The 19031-nt window shown below is 67.4% G+C and carries 18 protein-coding genes; 5 read left to right on the top strand and 13 right to left on the bottom strand.

Translation table 11 applies throughout. The features are described from left to right. Positions 1 to 4 precede the first annotated feature (4 nt). A complete protein-coding gene (locus Q8O26_RS08705) occupies positions 5 to 844 on the bottom strand; it encodes a hypothetical protein (RefSeq protein WP_305575110.1) in 840 nt (279 codons plus the stop codon). 465 nt (positions 845 to 1309) lie between these two features. Between Q8O26_RS08705 and Q8O26_RS08700 the strand changes: the two genes are divergently transcribed. The 4 genes from Q8O26_RS08700 to Q8O26_RS08685 all read left to right on the top strand — a co-directional run bounded on the left by Q8O26_RS08700 (position 1310) and on the right by Q8O26_RS08685 (position 5126). Continuing rightward, on the top strand, positions 1310 to 2344 hold the full coding sequence (locus Q8O26_RS08700; protein WP_305575109.1) for a TRAP transporter substrate-binding protein: 1035 nt from the start codon (positions 1310 to 1312) through the stop codon (positions 2342 to 2344). A 91-nt stretch (positions 2345 to 2435) separates the two neighbouring features. After that, positions 2436 to 3011 carry a TRAP transporter small permease gene (locus tag Q8O26_RS08695; RefSeq protein ID WP_305575108.1) on the top strand — a complete coding sequence of 192 codons (576 nt, stop codon included), beginning with the start codon at positions 2436 to 2438 and terminating at the stop codon, positions 3009 to 3011. Continuing rightward, positions 3008 to 4327 (top strand): TRAP transporter large permease, encoded by a 1320-nt coding sequence (locus tag Q8O26_RS08690; protein WP_305575107.1) that lies wholly within the window; start codon positions 3008 to 3010, stop codon positions 4325 to 4327. Before Q8O26_RS08695 ends, Q8O26_RS08690 begins: the two co-directional genes overlap by 4 nt. A gap of 40 nt (positions 4328 to 4367) precedes the next feature. Continuing rightward, entirely contained in the window at positions 4368 to 5126 is a 759-nt protein-coding gene (locus tag Q8O26_RS08685) for an SDR family NAD(P)-dependent oxidoreductase (RefSeq protein ID WP_305575106.1), read from the top strand. Between the two features lie 62 nt (positions 5127 to 5188). Here Q8O26_RS08685 and Q8O26_RS08680 read toward each other — a convergent pair whose 3' ends face one another. The 5 genes from Q8O26_RS08680 to Q8O26_RS08660 all read right to left on the bottom strand — a co-directional run bounded on the left by Q8O26_RS08680 (position 5189) and on the right by Q8O26_RS08660 (position 9363). Then, positions 5189 to 5953 (bottom strand): SDR family NAD(P)-dependent oxidoreductase, encoded by a 765-nt coding sequence (locus tag Q8O26_RS08680; protein WP_305575105.1) that lies wholly within the window; start codon positions 5951 to 5953, stop codon positions 5189 to 5191. Between the two features lie 234 nt (positions 5954 to 6187). Further along, positions 6188 to 7423, bottom strand: coding sequence for an acyl-CoA dehydrogenase family protein (locus Q8O26_RS08675; protein ID WP_305575104.1), 1236 nt, complete (start codon positions 7421 to 7423; stop codon positions 6188 to 6190). A gap of 29 nt (positions 7424 to 7452) precedes the next feature. Further along, positions 7453 to 8124: a TetR/AcrR family transcriptional regulator gene (locus tag Q8O26_RS08670; protein WP_305575103.1), complete on the bottom strand. Its 672-nt coding sequence runs from the start codon at positions 8122 to 8124 to the stop codon at positions 7453 to 7455. A gap of 100 nt (positions 8125 to 8224) precedes the next feature. Continuing rightward, positions 8225 to 8953 (bottom strand): aspartate/glutamate racemase family protein, encoded by a 729-nt coding sequence (locus Q8O26_RS08665; RefSeq protein WP_305575102.1) that lies wholly within the window; start codon positions 8951 to 8953, stop codon positions 8225 to 8227. After that, entirely contained in the window at positions 8950 to 9363 is a 414-nt protein-coding gene (locus Q8O26_RS08660; protein ID WP_305575101.1) for a DUF3830 family protein, read from the bottom strand. Before Q8O26_RS08660 ends, Q8O26_RS08665 begins: the two co-directional genes overlap by 4 nt. A 150-nt stretch (positions 9364 to 9513) precedes the next feature. Here Q8O26_RS08660 and Q8O26_RS08655 point away from each other — a divergent pair, with 150 nt between their 5' ends. Next, positions 9514 to 10515 (top strand): Gfo/Idh/MocA family protein, encoded by a 1002-nt coding sequence (locus tag Q8O26_RS08655; RefSeq protein ID WP_305575100.1) that lies wholly within the window; start codon positions 9514 to 9516, stop codon positions 10513 to 10515. A gap of 284 nt (positions 10516 to 10799) precedes the next feature. On the opposite strand, the gene Q8O26_RS08650 is transcribed toward Q8O26_RS08655, so the two are convergent. The 7 genes from Q8O26_RS08650 to Q8O26_RS08620 form a co-directional block, all read right to left on the bottom strand. Next, a complete protein-coding gene (locus tag Q8O26_RS08650; protein WP_305575186.1) occupies positions 10800 to 12860 on the bottom strand; it encodes a 3-hydroxyacyl-CoA dehydrogenase NAD-binding domain-containing protein in 2061 nt (686 codons plus the stop codon). A 49-nt stretch (positions 12861 to 12909) separates the two neighbouring features. Further along, on the bottom strand, positions 12910 to 13701 hold the full coding sequence (locus tag Q8O26_RS08645; RefSeq protein WP_305575099.1) for an SDR family NAD(P)-dependent oxidoreductase: 792 nt from the start codon (positions 13699 to 13701) through the stop codon (positions 12910 to 12912). A gap of 28 nt (positions 13702 to 13729) precedes the next feature. After that, positions 13730 to 14692: an alpha/beta fold hydrolase gene (locus Q8O26_RS08640; RefSeq protein ID WP_305575098.1), complete on the bottom strand. Its 963-nt coding sequence runs from the start codon at positions 14690 to 14692 to the stop codon at positions 13730 to 13732. Between the two features lie 109 nt (positions 14693 to 14801). Beyond that, positions 14802 to 15488 (bottom strand): glutathione S-transferase family protein, encoded by a 687-nt coding sequence (locus Q8O26_RS08635; RefSeq protein ID WP_305575097.1) that lies wholly within the window; start codon positions 15486 to 15488, stop codon positions 14802 to 14804. 25 nt (positions 15489 to 15513) lie between these two features. Beyond that, positions 15514 to 16932 carry a M20 family metallopeptidase gene (locus tag Q8O26_RS08630; RefSeq protein WP_305575096.1) on the bottom strand — a complete coding sequence of 473 codons (1419 nt, stop codon included), beginning with the start codon at positions 16930 to 16932 and terminating at the stop codon, positions 15514 to 15516. Between the two features lie 130 nt (positions 16933 to 17062). Continuing rightward, positions 17063 to 18010, bottom strand: a complete 948-nt coding sequence (locus Q8O26_RS08625) for a dihydrodipicolinate synthase family protein (RefSeq protein WP_305575095.1) — start codon at positions 18008 to 18010, stop codon at positions 17063 to 17065. Positions 18011 to 18111: 101 nt separating this feature from the next. Continuing rightward, on the bottom strand, positions 18112 to 19020 hold the full coding sequence (locus tag Q8O26_RS08620; RefSeq protein WP_305575094.1) for a LysR family transcriptional regulator: 909 nt from the start codon (positions 19018 to 19020) through the stop codon (positions 18112 to 18114). Positions 19021 to 19031 lie beyond the last annotated feature (11 nt).

Below are 19031 nucleotides of genomic sequence, written 5' to 3'. Positions count from 1 at the left end.
ATTGTCAGATGCGAAGGAAAACAAATTCCGAATAGGCGTGATCGATCGCCACCGCAGGGCTGGCGCCGCGGACGAATGTCGGACGGGACCGGGTCGAGAACCACGAACCGGGAGGGGTATCAGCCCGATCGGTGGGCATTTCGAGGCAAATCATGCCGCGCGACAGCAGGAAACGCGCGATCGGCCCCATGTTGCGGCGAACTGACGCAACGTCGTCGGCATAGACGAGCCGTGCGGCGGGCAGGCCCTTGCGTCGGCCGGTACTGAAGACGAGTGGGCGGCTGCCATCCGGCTCGACCAGGGCGCAGGCGAGGCAACCGAGGCGCCGGTGATCCTCGACGATGCGGCCGACAGCAGCGTCGAGCGCGACGGTATCGACCGGCACGATCTGTCCCGGACCCATCTGGAGAGCCTGGACGGGAAGGGCAAAGACGGCGCCGCCGTCATGGCAACGGACGAAGCCGAAGCGACCGATCATGTCGGTGACGGGAGGGCTCGGGGTCAGGTCTGTGAAGGTGTCGACCGTCTCGGCGAGCACCTTCTGCAACATGCGCGGCGCCATCAGGCGAAAGCGCTCGTCAACATACCAGCTCGACAGATTGACGACGGCCTGCGGTGGAGATCCATCGGCCGGCTCGCGGCGGCTGCGCATCGTCAGTATCACGCCGACGGCTTCACCTTTGACCCGCATGATCTGGCCGACGGGGCCGAGGCCCTGGGCGTCGTGAAAGGCGGACAGCCGATCGAGCCCGGCCACCCAAAAGGGCGCCGCGCGCACAGGAAAACCGCGCGCCAAGAGCGCCAGCGCCTCCCCCATTGTGTCGCGTCCGATCGCCTCCAGCATTGCTACGACACTAGCAGCGAACGGGCTGGCCGGCCGGACAATATGGACGCGTCCTTAATCGTCATGGTGAACCGCTATAGCCATTCGCACGCCGCCAACATCGCCGATAAACCGAATTTCCGGGCTATTCGCACAGCGGTTTCGTCCCATCCTTAGGGAAAATCCGCTACGGAAGGGTTATCTTCGAGGCCCCCGGCACTGCGGCAGATTGCCCCGAGCCATCGGGGAGGACCAACCACCGCATCATGCCAGCGAGGGCAGAAGTCTCCAGTCTCATGCGCGGCGGACTTGTTGTGCGCTGCACAATAATCACATGATGCGATGCGATATAAATCCATTTAAATTCGCGCCGCAACATGGGCTTTTGCAATTGTCCGGCCCCGGATGGTTCTGACATACTCTTGGCCTGACCCAGGACAACATGGGCGCACTGCAAGAGTGCATGAAAACCCCGGAGGAAACGCAATGAGCATTCGCAAGGACATCGACACGCGCATCGGCGTGGAACGCAGGCAGGTCATCCTCGGTCTCGGCGCCGTCTCCGCCGCCGCCCTCGTGGCCAGCCCGACCGTGCTGCGCGCCCAGGCTCCGATCACGCTGAACGGCGCCGTCCAGTTCAACGACGACCACGCCTTCACCAAGGCGCTGGTGCGGTTCGAGGAGCGGGTCAAGGCGCTCTATGGCAAGCCGGTCAATTTCAACCTGCACAAGAACTCCTCGCTCGGTCTCGAGAAGCAGTATTTCGAATATATGGCCCAGGGCCGCGCGGTGGACTATGCCATCGTCTCGCCCGCCCACATGTCGACCTTCGCACGCGCGGCGCCCTTCATCGATGCGCCCTTCGTCTTCCGCGACGTGGCTCATATGGGCAACGTGATCAAGGCGAAAGTGCTGAAGCCCATCGAGGACGAAGTGGAACGGCGGGCGGGCGTGCGTCTCATCGGCCATGCCGGTGGCGGTACCCGCAACATCTTCGCCAACAAGCCGTTCAAGAACCTCGCCGAGATGCGCGGCCTGAAGATCCGCGTCCAGGGTGCGCCGATCTGGTCCCGTACCTTCGCCGCGGCCGGCATGTCGCCGACCGTCATCGCCTATAACGAGGTCTACAACGCCATCCAGAACGGCGTGATCCAGGCCGGCGAAAACGAGGCGGCCGGCGTCGAAGCGATGAAGTTCTTCGAGGTGGCGCCGAACCTCGTGCTGACCCAGCACGCGGTGTCGATCCGCCCGATCTGCTTCTCCATGAAGATGCTGACCTCGCTGCCGAAGGACCTGCAGGACGCGATCGTCACCGCCGGTGCCGAGGCCGGCGAATTCGGCCGCCAGGTGGAATCCAGCGAGGACAGCGCCAAGCTGGAAACGCTGGAGAAGGCCGGCCGCCTGAAGCGCATCGTGTTCGAGGAACGCGACGCGATGAAGAAGCTGACCGACCCGGTCATGGCCGCCTATGCCAGGGAAATCGGCGCCGAAGCCATCTTCGGCCAAGTCAGCGGCGTTTGATAAAATCGTCGGGCCGGCCCGCTGCCATGGCGCGGCGAGCCGGCCCGTTCGGGCGCCCAAGCGCCGTTCCATCGTCCTTCGAAAGCGAAACATGACCCCGTCCGACAGTCCTGCCGTCGGGGAGGCACCGAGCCTCTGGCGGCGGTTCACGGCGGCCTATGCGAGCCTCCTGTCCCATCTCGTCGTGGCCTCCGTCGCCATCCTGATCATCCCGGTGAGCCTGCAGATCTTCTCGCGCCATACCGCGCTGATCCCGAGCTATATCTGGACCGAGGAGATGGCACGCTTCCTGTTCATCTGGACCATCTCGATCGGCGCCATGATCGGCGTCCGGGAATCGACCCATTTCGAGGTCGACGTCATGCCGGAACTGCCGCCCCGCGGCGAGGCGGTGGCGCGGCTGGTCGGGCGCATCGGCACGCTCGTGCTCGCCTGCGTCTTCGTCTTCGCCGGCACCAAGTTCGTCCAGTTCGCCTGGTTCCGGACCTCGGAACTTGCCGACCTCCCGCTCTGGCTCATCCACCTGCCCTGGCCGCTGATGGGCGTCACATGGATCGTCTTCCTCGGTGAGCAGATGTGGGACGACGTGCTGATCGCACTCGGCCGCAAGGCGCCGCCGGTGAAGCCGGCCATCAGCGACATCGAAGCAGGGACGCTCAACCTATGACCGGCGCAGTGCTCACATCCGGCCAGGCGGCCTTCGTCCTGTTCGGAGCCTTTTTCGCCCTCCTGGCGCTGCGCGTGCCGGTGGCCTTCGCCCTCGGCCTCGCCTGCCTGCCGATCCTGATGATCGAACCGCGGCTCGACACCGTGACGCTCATGTCGGAGAGCTTCAACGCCTTCAATTCCTTCATCCTGCTGGCGGTGCCGTTCTTCCTGCTCACTGCCAACCTGATGAATATCGGCGGCATCACCGACCGCCTGCTGAAGCTGTCGCGCACCATGGTCGGCCACTGGCCGGGCGGGCTCGCCCAGATCAATGTGGTGCTGTCATTGTTCTTCGCCGGGATTTCCGGTTCGTCCACGGCAGACGCCGCCAGCCAATCGAAGATCTTCATCGAAGCCCAGCGCCGCGAGGGCTACGATGACTCCTTCTCGGTCGCCATCACCGCGGTCTCGGCGGTGCTCGCCGTCATCATCCCGCCCTCCATCCTGATGATCGTCTGGGGCGGCATCCTCACGACCTCGATCGGCGCCCTGTTCCTCGCGGGTATCATCCCTGGCATCCTCATCGCCGGCGCACAGATGGCGACCGTCCACGTCTATGCCGTCAAGCGCGGCTATCCGACCTATCCGCGCGAGACCTGGCGGGCCCTGCTCTGCGCCTGCGCCCATTCCTTCCTGGCGCTGCTCACCCCGGGCATCATCATCGGCGGCAAGATCTTCGGCTGGTTCACCGCCACTGAATCGGCCGCCATCGCGGTGCTCTATGCCGGCGTCCTGTCCTTCGTCGTCTACCGCGAGATGGACCTCAAGGGGCTCTATGGCGCGCTTCTCGATACCGGCCGGCTTACCGGCGTGATCCTGTTCTGCGTCGGCACGGCGAGCTGCTTCGGCTGGCTGCTGGCCTATTACAAGATCCCCGAGGCCATCCTGACCGGCGTCTCGGCCTGGCAGATGGGCTTCATCGCCACCGGCTTCTTCATCGCCGCGGTGTTTCTCATCGTCGGCTGTTTCCTCGACGCCATCCCCGCCATCATCATCTGCGGGCCGATCCTGCAGCCGCTGGCGAAGGCGGTGGAGATGGACCCGGTCCATTTCGCCATGATCGGCATCGTCTCGCTGGCCTTCGGCCTCGTCACACCGCCTTACGGGCTCTGTCTGATGATCGCCTGCGCCGTCGCGGGGATGCGCATGCGCGATGCGATCAAGGATACGGCGATCATGCTGATCCCGCTGTTCATGGTGCTGGCGCTGATCATCGTCTGGCCCAAGGTGACGCTGTTCCTGCCGAGCCTCGTCTCGCCAGAATTCCTGAACTGACGCGGCCAGCGCGGCCGTTCATCGCCATTCGAGGGAGTGCATGATGGATTTCACGGGCAAGGTCGCGCTGGTCACCGGCGGCGCATCGGGCATCGGCGCGGCCGCGACGCGCGGCTTCGCCAGAGCCGGCGCCAAGGTCGCCTTCACCTATATTTCCAGCGGCGACGAGGCCAAGGCGCTGGAGAAGGAGATCGCCGAGGCCGGCGGCCAGGCGCTGGCGATCAAGGCCGACCTGACGCAGCAGAATGAAACGGATGCCGCCTTCGCCGCGGTGCTGCGCGCCTTCGGCACGCTCGACATCGTCTTCACCAATGCCGGCGGCATCCTGCAGCGGGTCGGCACGGCCGCGTCCTCGCTCGACCTGTGGCAGCGCACCTTCGACCTCAACGTCATGTCGACCTATCTCACCTGCCAGGCGGCGGTGAAGATCATGACGGAGAAGAAATCCGGCGCCATCGTCACCATGTCGTCGCTGGCGGCGATGGACGGCGGCGGGCCGGGTGCCCTGCACTATGCCTCGTCGAAAGGGGCCATCGTCACCTATACCCGCGCGCTGGCGAAGGAACTCGGGCCGCTCGGCATCCGGGTCAACGGCGTGGCGCCAGGGCTCATCGACACGCGCTTCCACGTGCAGTTCAACACGCCTGAGGGGCGGAAGTCTGCCGTGGAGGGCACGCCGCTCAGGCGCGAGGGAACGGCGGAGGACGTCGCCAATCTCGTGCTGTTCCTTGCCTCCGACATGGCGGCCTTCATCACCGGCGAGACGGTGCAGATCAACGGCGGCCGCGGGCTGTATTGAGGCAGTCGGAAGTGGGCAGTCGGCAATCGGACGACTGCCTCCTGCCGATTGCCTACTCCCGCTCAGATCGTCACGCCACCGTCCACCACCAGGCACTGTCCCGTCATATAGGTCGAGGCCTTCGAGCCGAGATAGACTGCGGCGCCGGCGATCTCGTCGGGGTCGCCGATGCGGCGCAGCGGCGTCTCGCGCTCGCGGGCCTCGCGCGCCTCCTTGTCCTCCCACAGCGCCTTGGCGAAGTCGGTCTTGATCAGGCCAGGGGCGATGCAGTTGACGCGGATATTGTGGCGGCCATGCTCGTGGGCGAGGTTGCGGGCGAGCTGCATGTCGGCGGCCTTGGAGATGCAGTAGGCGCCGATGACCTCCGAGCCGCGCAACCCGCCGATGGAGGAAACGATGATGATGGAGCCTTCGCGCCGGTCGATCATCTCGGGCACGACCATGGAGATCAGCCAGTTGTTGGCGACGATGTTGTTGGTGAGGATCTTGCCGAAGGCGTCGTCGGTGATGCCGGCCATCGGCCCGTAATAGGGGTTGGAGGCGGCGTTGCAGACGAGCACGTCGATGCGGCCGAGCTGGGCGCGCGTCTCGTCGACGAGACGCTGCAGGTCCTCCTTGGAGGAGATGTTGGCGGGCACGACGATGGCGGTGCCGGCGCCGTGCTTCGCGTTAATGGCGCTCGCTACCTCCTCGCAGGGGCCGGCCTTGCGGGATGAGATGACGACCCTGGCGCCGTGTTCGGCCATGCGCTCGGCGATGGCCCGGCCGATGCCGCGCGAGGAGCCGGTGATGACGGCGACCTTGCCGCTCATGTCGAAGAGATTCATGGCGTGTCCTTCCCTTTTTTGTCTGCGGGTGAATGGCCCCACCCTTTCCCTCCCCTGTTCGCTCCGCTCCAGGGAGAGGGGGACTACGGCGTCGCGATGCACCCGCGACCGTCGGGCCAGGCCCGACCCATCGGAGCGGCCGCAGCGTGGAAGTCCCCTCTCCTCGCGCCAGCGAGGGGAGGGTGCGGGTGGGGCATCAAGACGAGCGGCGGCGGTCGGACAGGCCGACTGCCCTCAATGGCTGGCGTATTTGCCCATCTCCATCCGCGCGATGGAGCGGTTATGCACCTCGTCCGGGCCGTCGGCGAGACGCAGCGTGCGGATCTGGGCATAGGCCTTGGCTAGGCCGAAGTCGGTCGTCACGCCGCCGCCGCCATGGGCCTGGATGGCGTTGTCGATGATCTTCAGGGCCATGCGCGGCGCCGCCACCTTGATCATGGCAATCTCGAGCTTGGCGACCTTGTTGCCGACCTTGTCCATCATGTCCGCCGCCTTGAGGCAGAGGAGCCGCGTCATCTCGATGTCGATGCGGGCCTCGGCGATGCGCTGCTCCCACACGGATTGCTCGGAGACGCGCTTGCCGAAGGCGACGCGCGACTGGATGCGCTTGATCAGCTTCTCCAGAGCCATCTCCGCAACGCCGATCGTGCGCATGCAGTGATGGATGCGGCCCGGTCCGAGGCGACCCTGGGCGATCTCGAAGCCGCGGCCCTCGCCGAGCAGGAGATTGCTGGCGGGAACGCGGACATTCTCCAGCAGCACCTCGGAATGGCCGTGCGGCGCATCGTCGAAGCCGAAAACCGGCAGGTGGCGCAGGATCTTCACGCCGGGCGTGTCGAGCGGCACCAGGATCTGCGACTGCTGGACGTGCTTGGCGGCGCTGGTGTCGGTCTTGCCCATGACGATGGCGATCTTGCAGCGCGGGTCGCCGACGCCCGAGGACCACCACTTGCGGCCGTTGACGACGTAATGGTCGCCGTCACGGCGGATCGAGGTCTCGATATTGGTGGCGTCGGAGGAGGCCACCGCCGGCTCGGTCATGAGGAAGGCCGAGCGAATCTGGCCGGCCATGAGCGGGCGCAGCCATTGCTGCTTCTGCTCCCTGGTGCCGTAACGGTGCAGCACCTCCATGTTGCCGGTATCGGGGGCCGAGCAGTTGAAGACCTCGGAGCCGAAGCCGACGCGGCCCATTTGTTCCGAGCACATGGCATATTCGAGATTGGTCAGGCCGGCGCCATGGAACTCGTCGTCGTCATGCGCCTCGGAGGGCGGCAGGAAGAGGTTCCAAAGTCCCTCGGCCTTCGCCTTGGCCTTGAGCTCCTCCAGGACGGGGACGACCTGCCAGCGGTTGGCGCCGAAGCCTTCCATCTGGGCGTCATAGGTCGCCATCGCCGGATAGACGTTGGCGTTCATGAAGGCGATCACGCGGTCGCGCCAATAGCGCTGGCGTTCGGACATCGAGAAATCCATGGACTTCCTCCTTTGTGGATCGTTTGCGGTCAGGTTGGGGGATGGGCGAGACTGCGCGCGACGAGCGTGATGAACTCTTCGCGGATCTGCACGAGATCGACGCCGGCGGGGTCGAGCACCCATTGGGCCATGATGCCGCGCAGGGCGGCGGAGAGGATGAGCGCCTGGGTGCGCGCGTCGATGTCGGGGCGGATCTCTCCCGCCTCGATGGCGCTGGCAATCAGTCGACCGAATTCGGTGGCCGAGTCCCGGTTGAAGGTGGCGACGGCTTCGGCGAGGGCAGGCTTGTGGGCGGCGCCCATGAGCACGGCGATATAGGCCCGCATCTTCACCATGCCGACCGCCGGGCGCTCGAAGGAGGCGTCGAGCGTCGCCATCAGGCGGGCGAGCCCGGATGTGCCGCGCAGACGCTCCCGGCGCTGCTGCCTGAACTCGTCGTGGATCGCCTCGGCCATGGCGGCGAGCAATTCGTCTTTCGAGCGAAAGTAATGGCCGGCAAGGCCGCGGCTGTAGCCGGCGCGCTCGCCGGCCTCGGCGAGGGTGACGCCGTCGATGCCCTTCTCGGCGACCAGCTCGGCGGTCGCGGCGAGGACGCGGGATTCAGCTTCGGCCCGCCTCTCGGCCTGGGTGCGGCGCCGACGGATGGCGACATCGGCGCCAGCCTCCGTCACCGTTCGCTTCTGCACACCCGCCGCGCCCATCGCCTCATCCCGTCGTCATATTATTTGCTTGCTGACAAACAAATAACATCGACGAGCACCGGTCAAGGGCGAAGAGCGTTTCGGGCCGGATGGGGGATGGTCAGCCGAAGCGGCGCGGCCTCAGGCCGGCGTGGAACCAGGTGATCATCGAATAGATGTCGTAGACCGGCCGTCCGACGGCCTCGGCCAGTGCGGCGGCATAGGGCGGCATGTTGGTGCATTCCAGCACGATGGCACCGACCTCCGGATGGCGGGCGACGAGATCGCGACCGGCGGCGACGATGTCAGCCTCGGCCAGGGCGATGTCCATGTCGGTCTTCTCGGCCTTGATCAGCACGCGGAAGAATTCGCGGCCGGTCTCGGTGCCCGCCATCGGCACGTCGCGCGGCACGCCGGCGGCATCGAGATGGGCGGCGGTGAGCGAGGCCCGGCTGACCGTGATCACGCCGACGCGCTGGCCCGGCGGCAGGGTCGCCTGCACCCAGGGCACCTGCATGAGGGAGGAGGTGGCGACGGGCACGTTCACGGCCTCGGCGAGCTCCCGCTGGAACAGCGACAGGAACCCGCAATTGGTGGTGATCGCCTCGGCGCCGAGGTCGACGAGGTCGCGGGCCGCGGCGATGAAATCCGGCAGCAGGCCGCGCGCGCCCTGCAGCACGACACGCTCGGGATCGGCCCCGCGCACCACCCGGAACAGCACCGGGAACGGCCAGGTCGTGCCGTTGCCCATGTCGCCGGGAATGCGCGGAAAGCGTGCCTCCAGCATAAGTATGCCGAGAGGCGCGCCATAGATCGCCTTGCCGCCGGGCGCGATGCGCGGTGCCGTCACAGCGCGTCGAAGCGGATCGGGTGGGCACCCTTCAGGAGGACGAGGCGTCCCAGCGGGTGGACGTTCTCCAGGCCCTCGACGATGGTCAGGAAGTGGTTGCCGGCGAGCTGGCCCGCCTTGGAGGCGAAGCAGACCGGGCCGTAGGAAAGGAGGATTTCCGTCTCCGAGACGCCGCCGGGATAGAGGATGAGCTGGCCGGGCGCCGGATAGCTGGTGGCGTTCTCGTAGTCGACGCCGAAATTCAGGTCGCCGAGGGGCATCCAGACGCCCTCCCCGCTCCAGCGCACGTGAATGATCTCCGAGACGAAGGGCAGGGCCTTCTCGAAGGCGGCGCAGGTCTTCGGCGCGGCCTCGGTCTCGAGCTTGGCGACGAACGTGTAGGGGCCGGCGGTGATCTTGATCTTCTTCATGGGACGCTCCGAACGAGGCGGCGAAAGTGCATGGCAGCCGCCGCGGAGGCAAGGGGCAATGCGGAGGGTTGTGCAGGACTGCCGAAGTGCCACAGAATGAGCGGTAGCCGCACGCAAGATGCGGCACGGGAGAAGCATCGGGGGCAGGGCATGGCACGGATCCGTATCGGGATCATCGGGCTCGGCAATGCGGTTGAGCCGCATGCGAAAAGCCTGATGGATCTGGACAATCGCGTGGAGGTCGTCGTCGCGGCCTCGCGCAGCGAGGACCGGCTGCGGAACTTCGCGCAGCGTTTCAGCTTTCCGATGACCACCGATGTCGAAGGCGTCCTCGCCAGCCGCGACATCGACGCGGTGTGGATCCTGACGCCGCCCAATTCCCATTTCGAGCTGGTCAAGCAGGCGGCGCAGGGGCGCAAGCACGTCCTTCTCGAAAAGCCGCTGGACATCACGCTCGAACGTGCCGCGGCGATCGTCGCGGCCATGCGTGGCTCCGGCCTCACGCTCGGCGTGACGCTGCAGCACCGGTTCCGCCCGGCGACGCTGCGGCTGAAGGCGATCATGGCGGAGGACGGACTCGGCACGATCGGTGCAGCGTCCTGCACCGTGCCCTGGTGGCGGCCGCAGGCCTATTACGACCAGCCCGGTCGCTGCACCCTGGCGCGCGATGGCGGCGGTGTGCTGCTGACGCAGGCCATTCATACGCTCGACCTGTTCCGCTCGCTGGTCGGGGACATGACGGTGACCGCGGCGACCGCCGCGACCACCCCCGTGCACCGCATGGAGACCGAGGATTTCGCCGCCGCCCTCGTCCTGCTCGCCAATGGCGCGCCCGGCGTCATCCAGGCCACCACCGCCGCCTATCCCGGCGGCGAGGAGCGGATCGAGATCATGGGAAGCCTGGGCACGGCCTGGCTCGCCGGCGGCAATCTCAGGGTCGCCTGGCTGGACGGGCGCGAGGAGGTGCTGCGGCAGGAGGGGCCGACCGGCGGCGGCGCCAATGTCATGGACTTTCCCCACGACTGGCACCGGCTGCTGATCACCGACTTCCTCGATGCGATCAAGGAGGGCCGGGACCCCGTGGTCTCCGGCGAGGAGGCGCTGAAGAGCCAGGAGCTCATCGGCGAGATCCTGGAGAAGGCGGGCTGGTAGGGGCAGTTGCAGACGGTTGCGCGCGGCTCGCCTTTCCCTGCCGCGCGCGACGTCGAAATCCCCCTCTCCTGGCGCCAGCGATGGGAGGGTAAGGGTGGGGCCTTCATGGGCGGCTGACACAGGCATTCTGGAAGAGGGAGCCCATCCGGCACAGGGGACAAGGCCCCACCCTTACCCTCCCCGCTACGCGGAGAGGGCGACTACGGCGTCCCGCCTGCTCCTCAGCCTATGGTGCCGGGCACGCCTCTCGGCTCGACTGCGGCCGAACGAGGCGCAACCCGCCCTCACAGGTCGCGAAAGCCCTTGCCCTCGGCCGCCAGCTTCTCCAGCAGCGCCGACGGCTTGAAGTCGGCGCCGTGAAGGCCCTCGAACACCTTCATCACCTTCAGCACCTCGGGCAGCCCCACCGTGTCGCCGTAGAACATCGGACCGCCGCGATAGACCGGCCAGCCGTAGCCGTTGATCCAGACGATATCGATGTCGGAGGCGCGGATCGCCTTGCCCTCCTCAAGGATCTTCGCGCCCTCGTTGATCATCGGAAAGATGCAGCGCTGCAGGATCTCCTCGTCGGAAATCTCGCGGCGGTTGACGCCCTTCTTGGCGGCGAGGTCGAGAATGATCTTCTCGGTCACGGGCGAGGGGCGGGCGACCCGGTTCTCGTCATAGTCGTAGAAGCCGGCGCCGGTCTTCTGGCCGCGGCGGTCCATCTCGCAGAGGATCTCGCGCGGCGTCTCGCCCTTGGAGGTCTCGCGCGACCAGCCGATGTCGAGGCCGGCGAGGTCGCTCATGGCGAAGGGTCCCATGGGCAGGCCGAAATCGTAGAGCACCCGGTCGACGTCCCAGGGCATGGCGCCTTCGAGGATCAGCTTGTTCGCCTCGCGCTGGCGCTGGGCCAGCATCCGGTTGCCGACGAAGCCGTGGCAGACACCGACAAGGACGCCGACCTTGCCGATGGTCTTGGCGAGGCCCATGGCGGTGGCGATCACATCCTTGGCCGTCTTCTCGCCGCGCACCACCTCCAGCAGGCGCATGATGTTGGCCGGCGAGAAGAAGTGCATGCCGATGACGTCCTCGGGGCGCTGCGTCATCGCCGCGATCTGGTCGACGTCGAGATAGGAGGTGTTGGTGGCGAGGATGGCGCCGGGCTTGCCGATGGCGTCGAGTTTGCCGAAGACCTCCTTCTTGATGTCCATGTTCTCGAAGACCGCCTCGATGATGAGGTCGCAATCGGCGAGGGCAGCGAGATCGAGCGTCGGCGAGAAGAGCCCCATGCGGGTCTCGACATCAACCATGGTGAGGCGGCCGCGCTTGGCGGTATTCTCGTAGTTCTTGCGGATGACCGAGAGGCCGCGGTCGAGGGCCTCCTGCCTGGTCTCGACGATGGTGACGGGGATGCCGACATTGACGAAGTTCATGGCGATGCCGCCGCCCATCGTGCCGGCACCGATGATGCCGACCCTGGCGATCTTGCGGGTGGGCGTGGTCTCGGGAACGTCGGGGATCTTGGCGGCCTGGCGCTCGGCAAAGAAGACATAGCGCTGGGCGAGGGACTGGGTGCCGACCATCAGGCGCATGATGGTGTCGCGCTCGAATTTCAGGCCCTGGTCGAAGGGCATGGATACCGCCGCCTCGACGCACTGGATACAGGCCTCCGGCGCCTCGAAACCGCGGAAGCGGCGGGCATTGGCCTTGCGGAAGGCGGCGAAGACCGCGGGATCGGCGACGAGTTTCTCGGCGCGGTCACGCACTTTGGCGAGCGGCGCCGCCTCGGCGACGAGCTTCTCGGCGAAGGCGAGCGCATCCGCCCGCAGGGTCGCTTCGCCGGCGACGGCATCGACAAGGCCGTGGCTCGCCGCCTCCGCCGCCTTCATCGGCTCGCCGAAGGCGATGACCTCGAGCGCGCGCTCGACGCCAATCAGGCGCGGCAGGCGCTGCGTGCCGCCCGCCCCGGGCACGAGCCCGAGCTTCACCTCGGGAAGGCCGAGCTTCGCCGAGGGCACGGCGACGCGGTAATGGCAGGACAGCGCCAGTTCAAGGCCGCCGCCGAGCGACGTCCCGTGGATGGCCGCCACGACCGGCTTCGGACAGCCCTCGATGATCGCATTGACCTCGCTGAGCGGCACGCCCTTCGGCGGCTTGCCGAACTCGGTGATGTCGGCACCGGCGATGAAGGTGCGTCCGGCGCAATGGATGACGACGGCCTTCACGGCGGGGTCGGTGCCGGCCTTCTGCACCGCCTCGGCGATGCCGGTGCGGACATTGGCGGAGAGCGCGTTGACCGGCGGCGAGGCGACGGTGACGACGGCCACGGCCCCTTCGGTTGCGAGATCGACGACGTCGTTGATGGCGGTCACGGGCAAACTCCTTGGGTGCAATGGCTGGATGGTCGGGGCGTCAGCGCGGGCGCTGACCGGCAAAGGGCAGGGTCGAGGACAGGCCGCCATCGACGGGGAAGGCCTGGCCATTGACGTAGCTCGCCTCGTCGCTGGCTAGGAAACAGGCCATGGCGGCGATCTCCTCGGGCTGGCCGGGGCGGTTCAGGGGGTTGAGCTGGCCGAGCTTGCCCTCGCTGCCGCGCTTGCGGGCATGATCGAAGATCGGCACCGTCATGCCGGTCTCGATCAGGCCGGGGCAGACGGCGTTGACGCGGACGCCGGTGCCATAGAAGGCATTGGCGGCGGTCTGCACCAGGCTGATGACGCCGGCCTTGGAGGCCGAGTAAGGTGCCCCGCCGGCATTGGCCTTGAGGCCGGCCACGGAGGCGGTGCAGACGATGGCCCCCGCCCCCTGCGCGATCATCAGCGGGGCAACTTCGCGGATGGCGAGGAAGGGGCCGATCAGGTTGACGCGCAGGATCTCCTGCCAACTGTCCACGGTGAGATCGAAGAAGGGCGTCAGGCCACCGGAAATGCCGGCATTGGCATAGATCGCATCGATGCCGCCGAATGCGGCGACGGCGCGGGCGACATAGGCCTTCACATCCGTCTCCGAGCCCGCATCGGCAGCCATGGCAACGGCCGTGGCGCCGGTGGCGCGAATCTCCGCCGCCACTGCTTCGACCGCCTCCGCTGAGCGGTCGACGAGGAGCACCGAGGCGCCCTCCCTGGCGAAGAGGCGGGCGCTTGCCCGGCCGATGCCGCTCGCCGCACCGGTGACGATGGTGCGCTTGCCCTTGAGCCTGCCCATGCGGTCCTCCCGAGACCTTGCCGCCCGTTTACCGGGCCTTGTCCTCAGCATCCCAGGCCGACAGGACCGTCCGCATCACCGTGACGAGGGCGAGGGGCTGGTCGATCAGCACGTGATGCTGGGCCTCGGGGATTTCGACAAAGAAGGTCCCCGATGGCGCCTGCCGGCGAACGTAGGCCTTCACCTCGTCGGGAAACAGCACCGAATCCGAGCCCCAGGTAACGGCGAGCCGGCAGGTCGCCGCGGCGAGGTCCTCGGCCGGCTCGCGCCTGGTCATCCGCGACCACATGAAGGGGTCAAAGCGCCAGGTCCAGCCGCCGTTGCCGTCCTTCCTGGTCACCTCGCGCAGCGAATGACGGGCGATGTTGTCGACGATGTAGAGGTTCTCCACGGTCTGGGCCGGCATCAGGCGGAAGCGGGCGAGCGCCTGTTCGAAACTGTCGTAGACGAGCGTGTCGCGCGGCTCGCGCGACGAGGGCCGGCCGAAATCGCGCTTCGCCCGCAACTCCTTCGACAGGAAGGGCGAGTCGATGGTGATGAGGCCGCCGATGCGATGGCCGTGCGTCGCGGCGAAGGCCATGGCGGGGAAACTGCCGAAGGAATGGGAGACGACGACCGGCTTGACCGGCCCGGCATCGAGACCGGTCGCATCGATGGTGGCGAGCATCTCGCCCATCAGGTCGTCCATGGAATAGGCCGGGCGCCAGTCGCTTCCGCCCATGCCCGACCAGGACGGGGCGACGACGCGGTGGGTCCGCGCGAAGAAGGGCGCGAGATGGCTCCACCAGTCGGCATGGGCCGAGCCGCCGTGCAGCAGCAGCAGCCCGGGCTTGCCGCGCTCGCCCCAGGCGAGGCACTCGATCGTCACGCCGGCGCCCTGGTGCGTGGAACGCTCGGGCTCCGCGGCGAGGGCCCCGGTGAACCATGGCGGCGCCGGTGGCCTGGCGCCGGCGAAGGCGACCAGGGGTGCGGGGATCGGCTCACTGGCCATGCGGAATTCCCGAAGATGAACCTCTGCGGCCAGCATTCACCCCGCCCCCGACCGTCGCAATAGGCCGAACGGCAGGAGCGGGATGCGGCATGGCCGGGCGAGGCTCCGATCAGCCGGCCTTCTTCAGGTGGCCGAACATGATGGCACGGGCCTCGTCGTCCATCTGCGCCTTGAAGGTGAAGCGGTCCTTCAGGGCGACGGCGCGGGCGGCGGCGGGGCGGGCCGCCACGGCATCGTGCAGCTTCTTGACGTTCGGATAGCGCGACCAGGCGTCGTCGCCGAGGACGAAGGGCAGCATGCGGATCCAGCCCCAGAGTGCCATGTCGACGATGGAATAGGCGCCGCCCACCATCCAGTCGCGGCCGGCGAGATGGGCCTCGACCACCTTCAGGTGGCGGTCGGCCTCGTACTGGTAGCGGTCATGGGCATAGGGCACCGGCTCGGGGGCGAAATGCCGGAAATGCACCGCCTGGCCGAAATAGGGGCCGATACCGGTGGCGACGAACATCAGCCAGGACAGGAGCTCGCCACGCGCCTTGGCGTCGGAGGCCGGGGGAATGAACTGGCCGCTCTTCTCGGCGAGATAGAGCAGGATGGCGTTGGAATCGAAGACCACAGCATCGCCGTCGACGATGGCCGGCACCTTGCCGTTGGGACTGATGGCGAGATAGCCGGGCGCGAACTGGGCGCCGGTGCGGGTGTCGACCGCGACAGGCTCATAGGCGAGACCGGTCTCCTCGAGAAGGAGCGCGACCTTGGTCGGGTTGGGCGAGCCGTTGAAGTAGAAGCGGATCATCGGGGGACCTTTCGTGAACCGGCCGTCAGCCGGCGGACATGGTGAGCGGCGGCCCGATATCGTCGGGGATCGGGCAGATATAGGGCGTGGCTTTGGTGCGGCGGGCAAGGTCCGCCTTGGCGGCAGCCATGAGCGCTGGATCGCTGAGGACCGCCACCCCGGTCGCGGCCATGGCTTTCGCCACCTGGACCATGGCCTTGTGGGCGGCGGGCGTCTTGCCCTGGGCCACCACCTGCCAGGTGTGGAACGGCGTGCCGACGGCGACGGTGGGCGCATGGGCCTGCACGGTCGGCACCACCCAGCTGACGTCGCCGACATCGGTGGAGCCGATGAAGGGATTGCGCCTGGCGTCGAGCGGCACGGTGAAGTCGGCCAGCGGCTTGTCTTCCGGCTCGAGTCCGATGGCGCGATAGACGCTGGCGATATCCTGCGGCGTCAGGGTCGCCTGGATCTGCCGGGCGAAATCCTGGTCGGTCTCGTCGAAATGCGGCGGGCCGAGATCTTCCATCACGCCCTGCAGCGCCTCTTCCAGCGGCGTGTTGCCGAGAATGTTGGAGACAGCGGAGATGATCTTCACCTCCATCTTCGTCTCGGTCATCAGCGCTGCGCCCTCGGCGATCTTCTTCACCCGCCCGACCAGTTCGAGCATTCCGGGAAGATCCCGGGCGCGGATCGAGTAGCGCACGCGCGCGTGCGCCTGCACGACGTTCGGCGCGATCCCGCCGGTGTCGAGGAGCGCGTAATGCACCCGCGCGTCCGAGGGCATATGTTCGCGCATGTAATTGACGCCAACATTCATCAGTTCAACCGCATCGAGCGCCGAGCGGCCGAGATGGGGCGACGCCGCCGCATGGGCCGCCTTGCCGGTGAAGATGAAGTCGGCGCGGGTATTGGCCAGCGACAGCGGCGGCGCGACCTCCCACCAACTGCCGGGGTGCCAGGTGATGGCGACGTCGGCGTCCGCGAAGGCGCCAGCGCGCACCATGAAGGCCTTCGCCGCACCGCCCTCTTCCGCCGGGCAGCCGTAGTAGCGGACCCGTCCGGGAATGCCGTTCTCGGCGAGCCAGTTCTTCATGGCGGTGGCCGCCAGCAGCGCCGCCGAACCGAGGAGATTGTGGCCGCAGCCATGGCCGTGGCCGCCGGTCTCGACCGGACGATGCTCGGCGACGCCCGCCTCCTGGCTGAGGCCCGGCAGGGCGTCATATTCGCCGAGGAAGCAGATGACCGGTCCACCCTCGCCCGCCTCGCCGATGACGGCGGTCGGGATGCCGGCGGCATTCTCGGTGACGCGGAAACCCTCGGCCTTCAGCTGGGCGGTATGCTCGGCACAGGAGCGCGCCTCGGTGTAGCAGACCTCCGGCATCCCCCAGACGCGGTCGGAAAGCGCGATGAGACGGCCCGATGCCGCATCAACCTGACGCCACAGGTCGCTTCTGTTGTCCATGATGCCCTCGGGGTCGATCAGCCAGCGCGCATATCACTGCCGCGCCGGAGCGAAGTCCAGCGCGCCTTTGCATGGTTGCCCCCACCGCCCGCGGACCGCCGGGACGAGCGCCGGCGGTCTCCGCGCCGGCTCACGCCGCCTTGGCGCGGGCGTCGTGCTTGGCCAGCCGGTCGAAAAGGTAGTCGACCTCGGCGCGGGCCTTGGCCGACAGCGGCGCACTGGGCTTGCGCTGGGCGTCGGAAGCGATGACGCCGCGCTTCTTCATGAGGTACTTGCGCACGGCGAGGCCCGCCCCCGGCTGCTGCTCGTAGCGGATCAGCGGCAGATGGGCGTCGAAGAGATCATGGGCGGCGTCGCGCTTGCCGGCCTTCTGCAGCTTCACCACGTCCACCAGCATGTCCGGGAAGGCATAGCCGGTCATGGCACCGTCGGCGCCGCGCTCGCATTCGAAGTCGAGGAAGAGGCCGCCATTGCCGCAGAGGATGGAGACATGGCGCATGGAGCCGTCAGCCTCGTAGCCGCGCAGGGTCGAGATCTTCTCCAGGCCCGGCCAGTCCTCGTGCTTCAGCATCACGCAGGAGGGCAGTTCCTGGATGATGGAGCGGATGACCTTCGGGCTCATCACCACCGAGAAGGTGATGGGGAAATCCTGGATGCAGAAGGGCACGTCGTCGCCGATCGCATCCACCGCCTGCTTGTAATAGCCGATGATCTGGTCGTCGGTGCGCAGCGTGTTGGGCGGGGCGATCATGACGCCGGCAGCGCCGGCATCCATCACCGTGCGGGCGAGCGAGCGCATGGCGGCGAAGCCCGGCGCCGAGACGCCGACGATGACCGGCATGGAAGGGCCGGCGCGCTGGATGATCTGCTTCGAGATGGCGACCGATTCCTCGGCGGCGAGCTTGGGCGCCTCGCCCATCACACCGAGGATGGTGAGGCCGTCGGCGCCGCAGGCACGGTAGAAATCGACCATGGAATCCGTCGACTTCTCGTCGATGCGGCCGTCCTCATGGAAGGGCGTCGCCGCGATCACATAGACGCCGCTGGCGGTCGTCAGTTCCGTTCCGTTCGCCTTCATGGCTTTTATCCTCTCGAGGGGGCGCGTTTCGACGCTGCCGATGCCATGGAACGAGGGTGCCGGTCAAAGCCGGCCGTCGCAAGGCTTCCATGCCGGCTCGCTCACGGCAGCGCCACGAAGGGGTCGGCGAAGCGCACCGCGCTCGCCTGCACCTCCTTAAGGAAGGCGCGCACCACGCGCTTCGGCGGCTGCCCCCGTGCCGTCAGGGCGAAGGCGTGGATCGGCACCCGCGGGCTGAGCGGCCGGAACACGAGGTCGTAGCGACCGCCGACCACGGCGAAGGAATCGACCACGGCGACGCCCACCCCGCTCTCGGCCAGAAGGCAGGCCGTGCCGCTGTAGCGCGTCTCGATCATCACCCGCTCCTGCAGCGCCGGGGTCCAGAAACCCTGGTTGAGGGCAAAGCCGAGCGGCGTGCCAGGCTCGAACCCGATGAGGCGGTGGGCCGCGAGATCGGCTGCCGAAATCTCCGAACGGTCGGCGAGCGGATGGTCGGGCGGGCAGACGCAGACCATCTGTCCCGTGCAGATGGCGGTGGCCTCGATGCCCGGGCGCGGCTGCGGCGAGAGCGAGAAGCCGAGATCGACGAAGCCCGTCTCGACAGCCTCCACCACGCCGGGCGTCCGCCTGACGTCGAAGAAGACGTGCATGTCCGGCCGGTTCGCGAGAAAGGCCTTCAGCGCGCGCGGCACCAGGGCGTTGGCCAGAGCCGGCGTCGAGAGGACCCGCAGGCTCCCCGTCCGCGTGTCGCGCAGGTCCTTCAGCTTCTGGGAGAAGGCGCGGTAGAGCGAGAAGATCGGCTCCGAGCCGCGCATCACCTCCTGCGCCTCGGCGGTCGGAACCAGGCGATTGCCGATCCGGTCGAAGAGCGGCAGTCCGAGCTGGGCCTCGATTTGCCTGATGGCGTTGGAGACGGCCGGCTGCGAAATGGCCAGCGCCTCAGCCGCGCCGACGGTGGTCTGGCAGCGGATGACCTCCCGGAAGATTTCCAGTTGCCGCAGATTGAGCATGGTCGGGCCCT

It is taken from the genome of Phreatobacter sp. (genome assembly GCF_030691135.1).
GTDB lineage: Bacteria > Pseudomonadota > Alphaproteobacteria > Rhizobiales > Phreatobacteraceae > Phreatobacter.
This window is presented reverse-complemented; position numbering and strand designations above follow the sequence as displayed.

What these genes read in the sequence shown, in the direction of transcription:
- Q8O26_RS08660 (WP_305575101.1), bottom strand. Translation starts at nt 9,363, where the DNA reads ATGAAGAAGATCAAGATCACCGCCGGCCCCTACACGTTCGTCGCCAAG.
- Q8O26_RS08620 (WP_305575094.1), bottom strand. Translation starts at nt 19,020, where the DNA reads ATGCTCAATCTGCGGCAACTGGAAATCTTCCGGGAGGTCATCCGCTGC.
- Q8O26_RS08705 (WP_305575110.1), bottom strand. Translation starts at nt 844, where the DNA reads ATGCTGGAGGCGATCGGACGCGACACAATGGGGGAGGCGCTGGCGCTC.
- Q8O26_RS08630 (WP_305575096.1), bottom strand. Translation starts at nt 16,932, where the DNA reads ATGGACAACAGAAGCGACCTGTGGCGTCAGGTTGATGCGGCATCGGGC.
- Q8O26_RS08640 (WP_305575098.1), bottom strand. Translation starts at nt 14,692, where the DNA reads ATGGCCAGTGAGCCGATCCCCGCACCCCTGGTCGCCTTCGCCGGCGCC.
- Q8O26_RS08635 (WP_305575097.1), bottom strand. Translation starts at nt 15,488, where the DNA reads ATGATCCGCTTCTACTTCAACGGCTCGCCCAACCCGACCAAGGTCGCG.
- Q8O26_RS08675 (WP_305575104.1), bottom strand. Translation starts at nt 7,423, where the DNA reads ATGGATTTCTCGATGTCCGAACGCCAGCGCTATTGGCGCGACCGCGTG.
- Q8O26_RS08695 (WP_305575108.1), top strand. Translation starts at nt 2,436, where the DNA reads ATGACCCCGTCCGACAGTCCTGCCGTCGGGGAGGCACCGAGCCTCTGG.
- Q8O26_RS08690 (WP_305575107.1), top strand. Translation starts at nt 3,008, where the DNA reads ATGACCGGCGCAGTGCTCACATCCGGCCAGGCGGCCTTCGTCCTGTTC.
- Q8O26_RS08655 (WP_305575100.1), top strand. Translation starts at nt 9,514, where the DNA reads ATGGCACGGATCCGTATCGGGATCATCGGGCTCGGCAATGCGGTTGAG.
- Q8O26_RS08700 (WP_305575109.1), top strand. Translation starts at nt 1,310, where the DNA reads ATGAGCATTCGCAAGGACATCGACACGCGCATCGGCGTGGAACGCAGG.
- Q8O26_RS08685 (WP_305575106.1), top strand. Translation starts at nt 4,368, where the DNA reads ATGATGGATTTCACGGGCAAGGTCGCGCTGGTCACCGGCGGCGCATCG.
- Q8O26_RS08625 (WP_305575095.1), bottom strand. Translation starts at nt 18,010, where the DNA reads ATGAAGGCGAACGGAACGGAACTGACGACCGCCAGCGGCGTCTATGTG.
- Q8O26_RS08680 (WP_305575105.1), bottom strand. Translation starts at nt 5,953, where the DNA reads ATGAATCTCTTCGACATGAGCGGCAAGGTCGCCGTCATCACCGGCTCC.
- Q8O26_RS08645 (WP_305575099.1), bottom strand. Translation starts at nt 13,701, where the DNA reads ATGGGCAGGCTCAAGGGCAAGCGCACCATCGTCACCGGTGCGGCGAGC.
- Q8O26_RS08670 (WP_305575103.1), bottom strand. Translation starts at nt 8,124, where the DNA reads ATGGGCGCGGCGGGTGTGCAGAAGCGAACGGTGACGGAGGCTGGCGCC.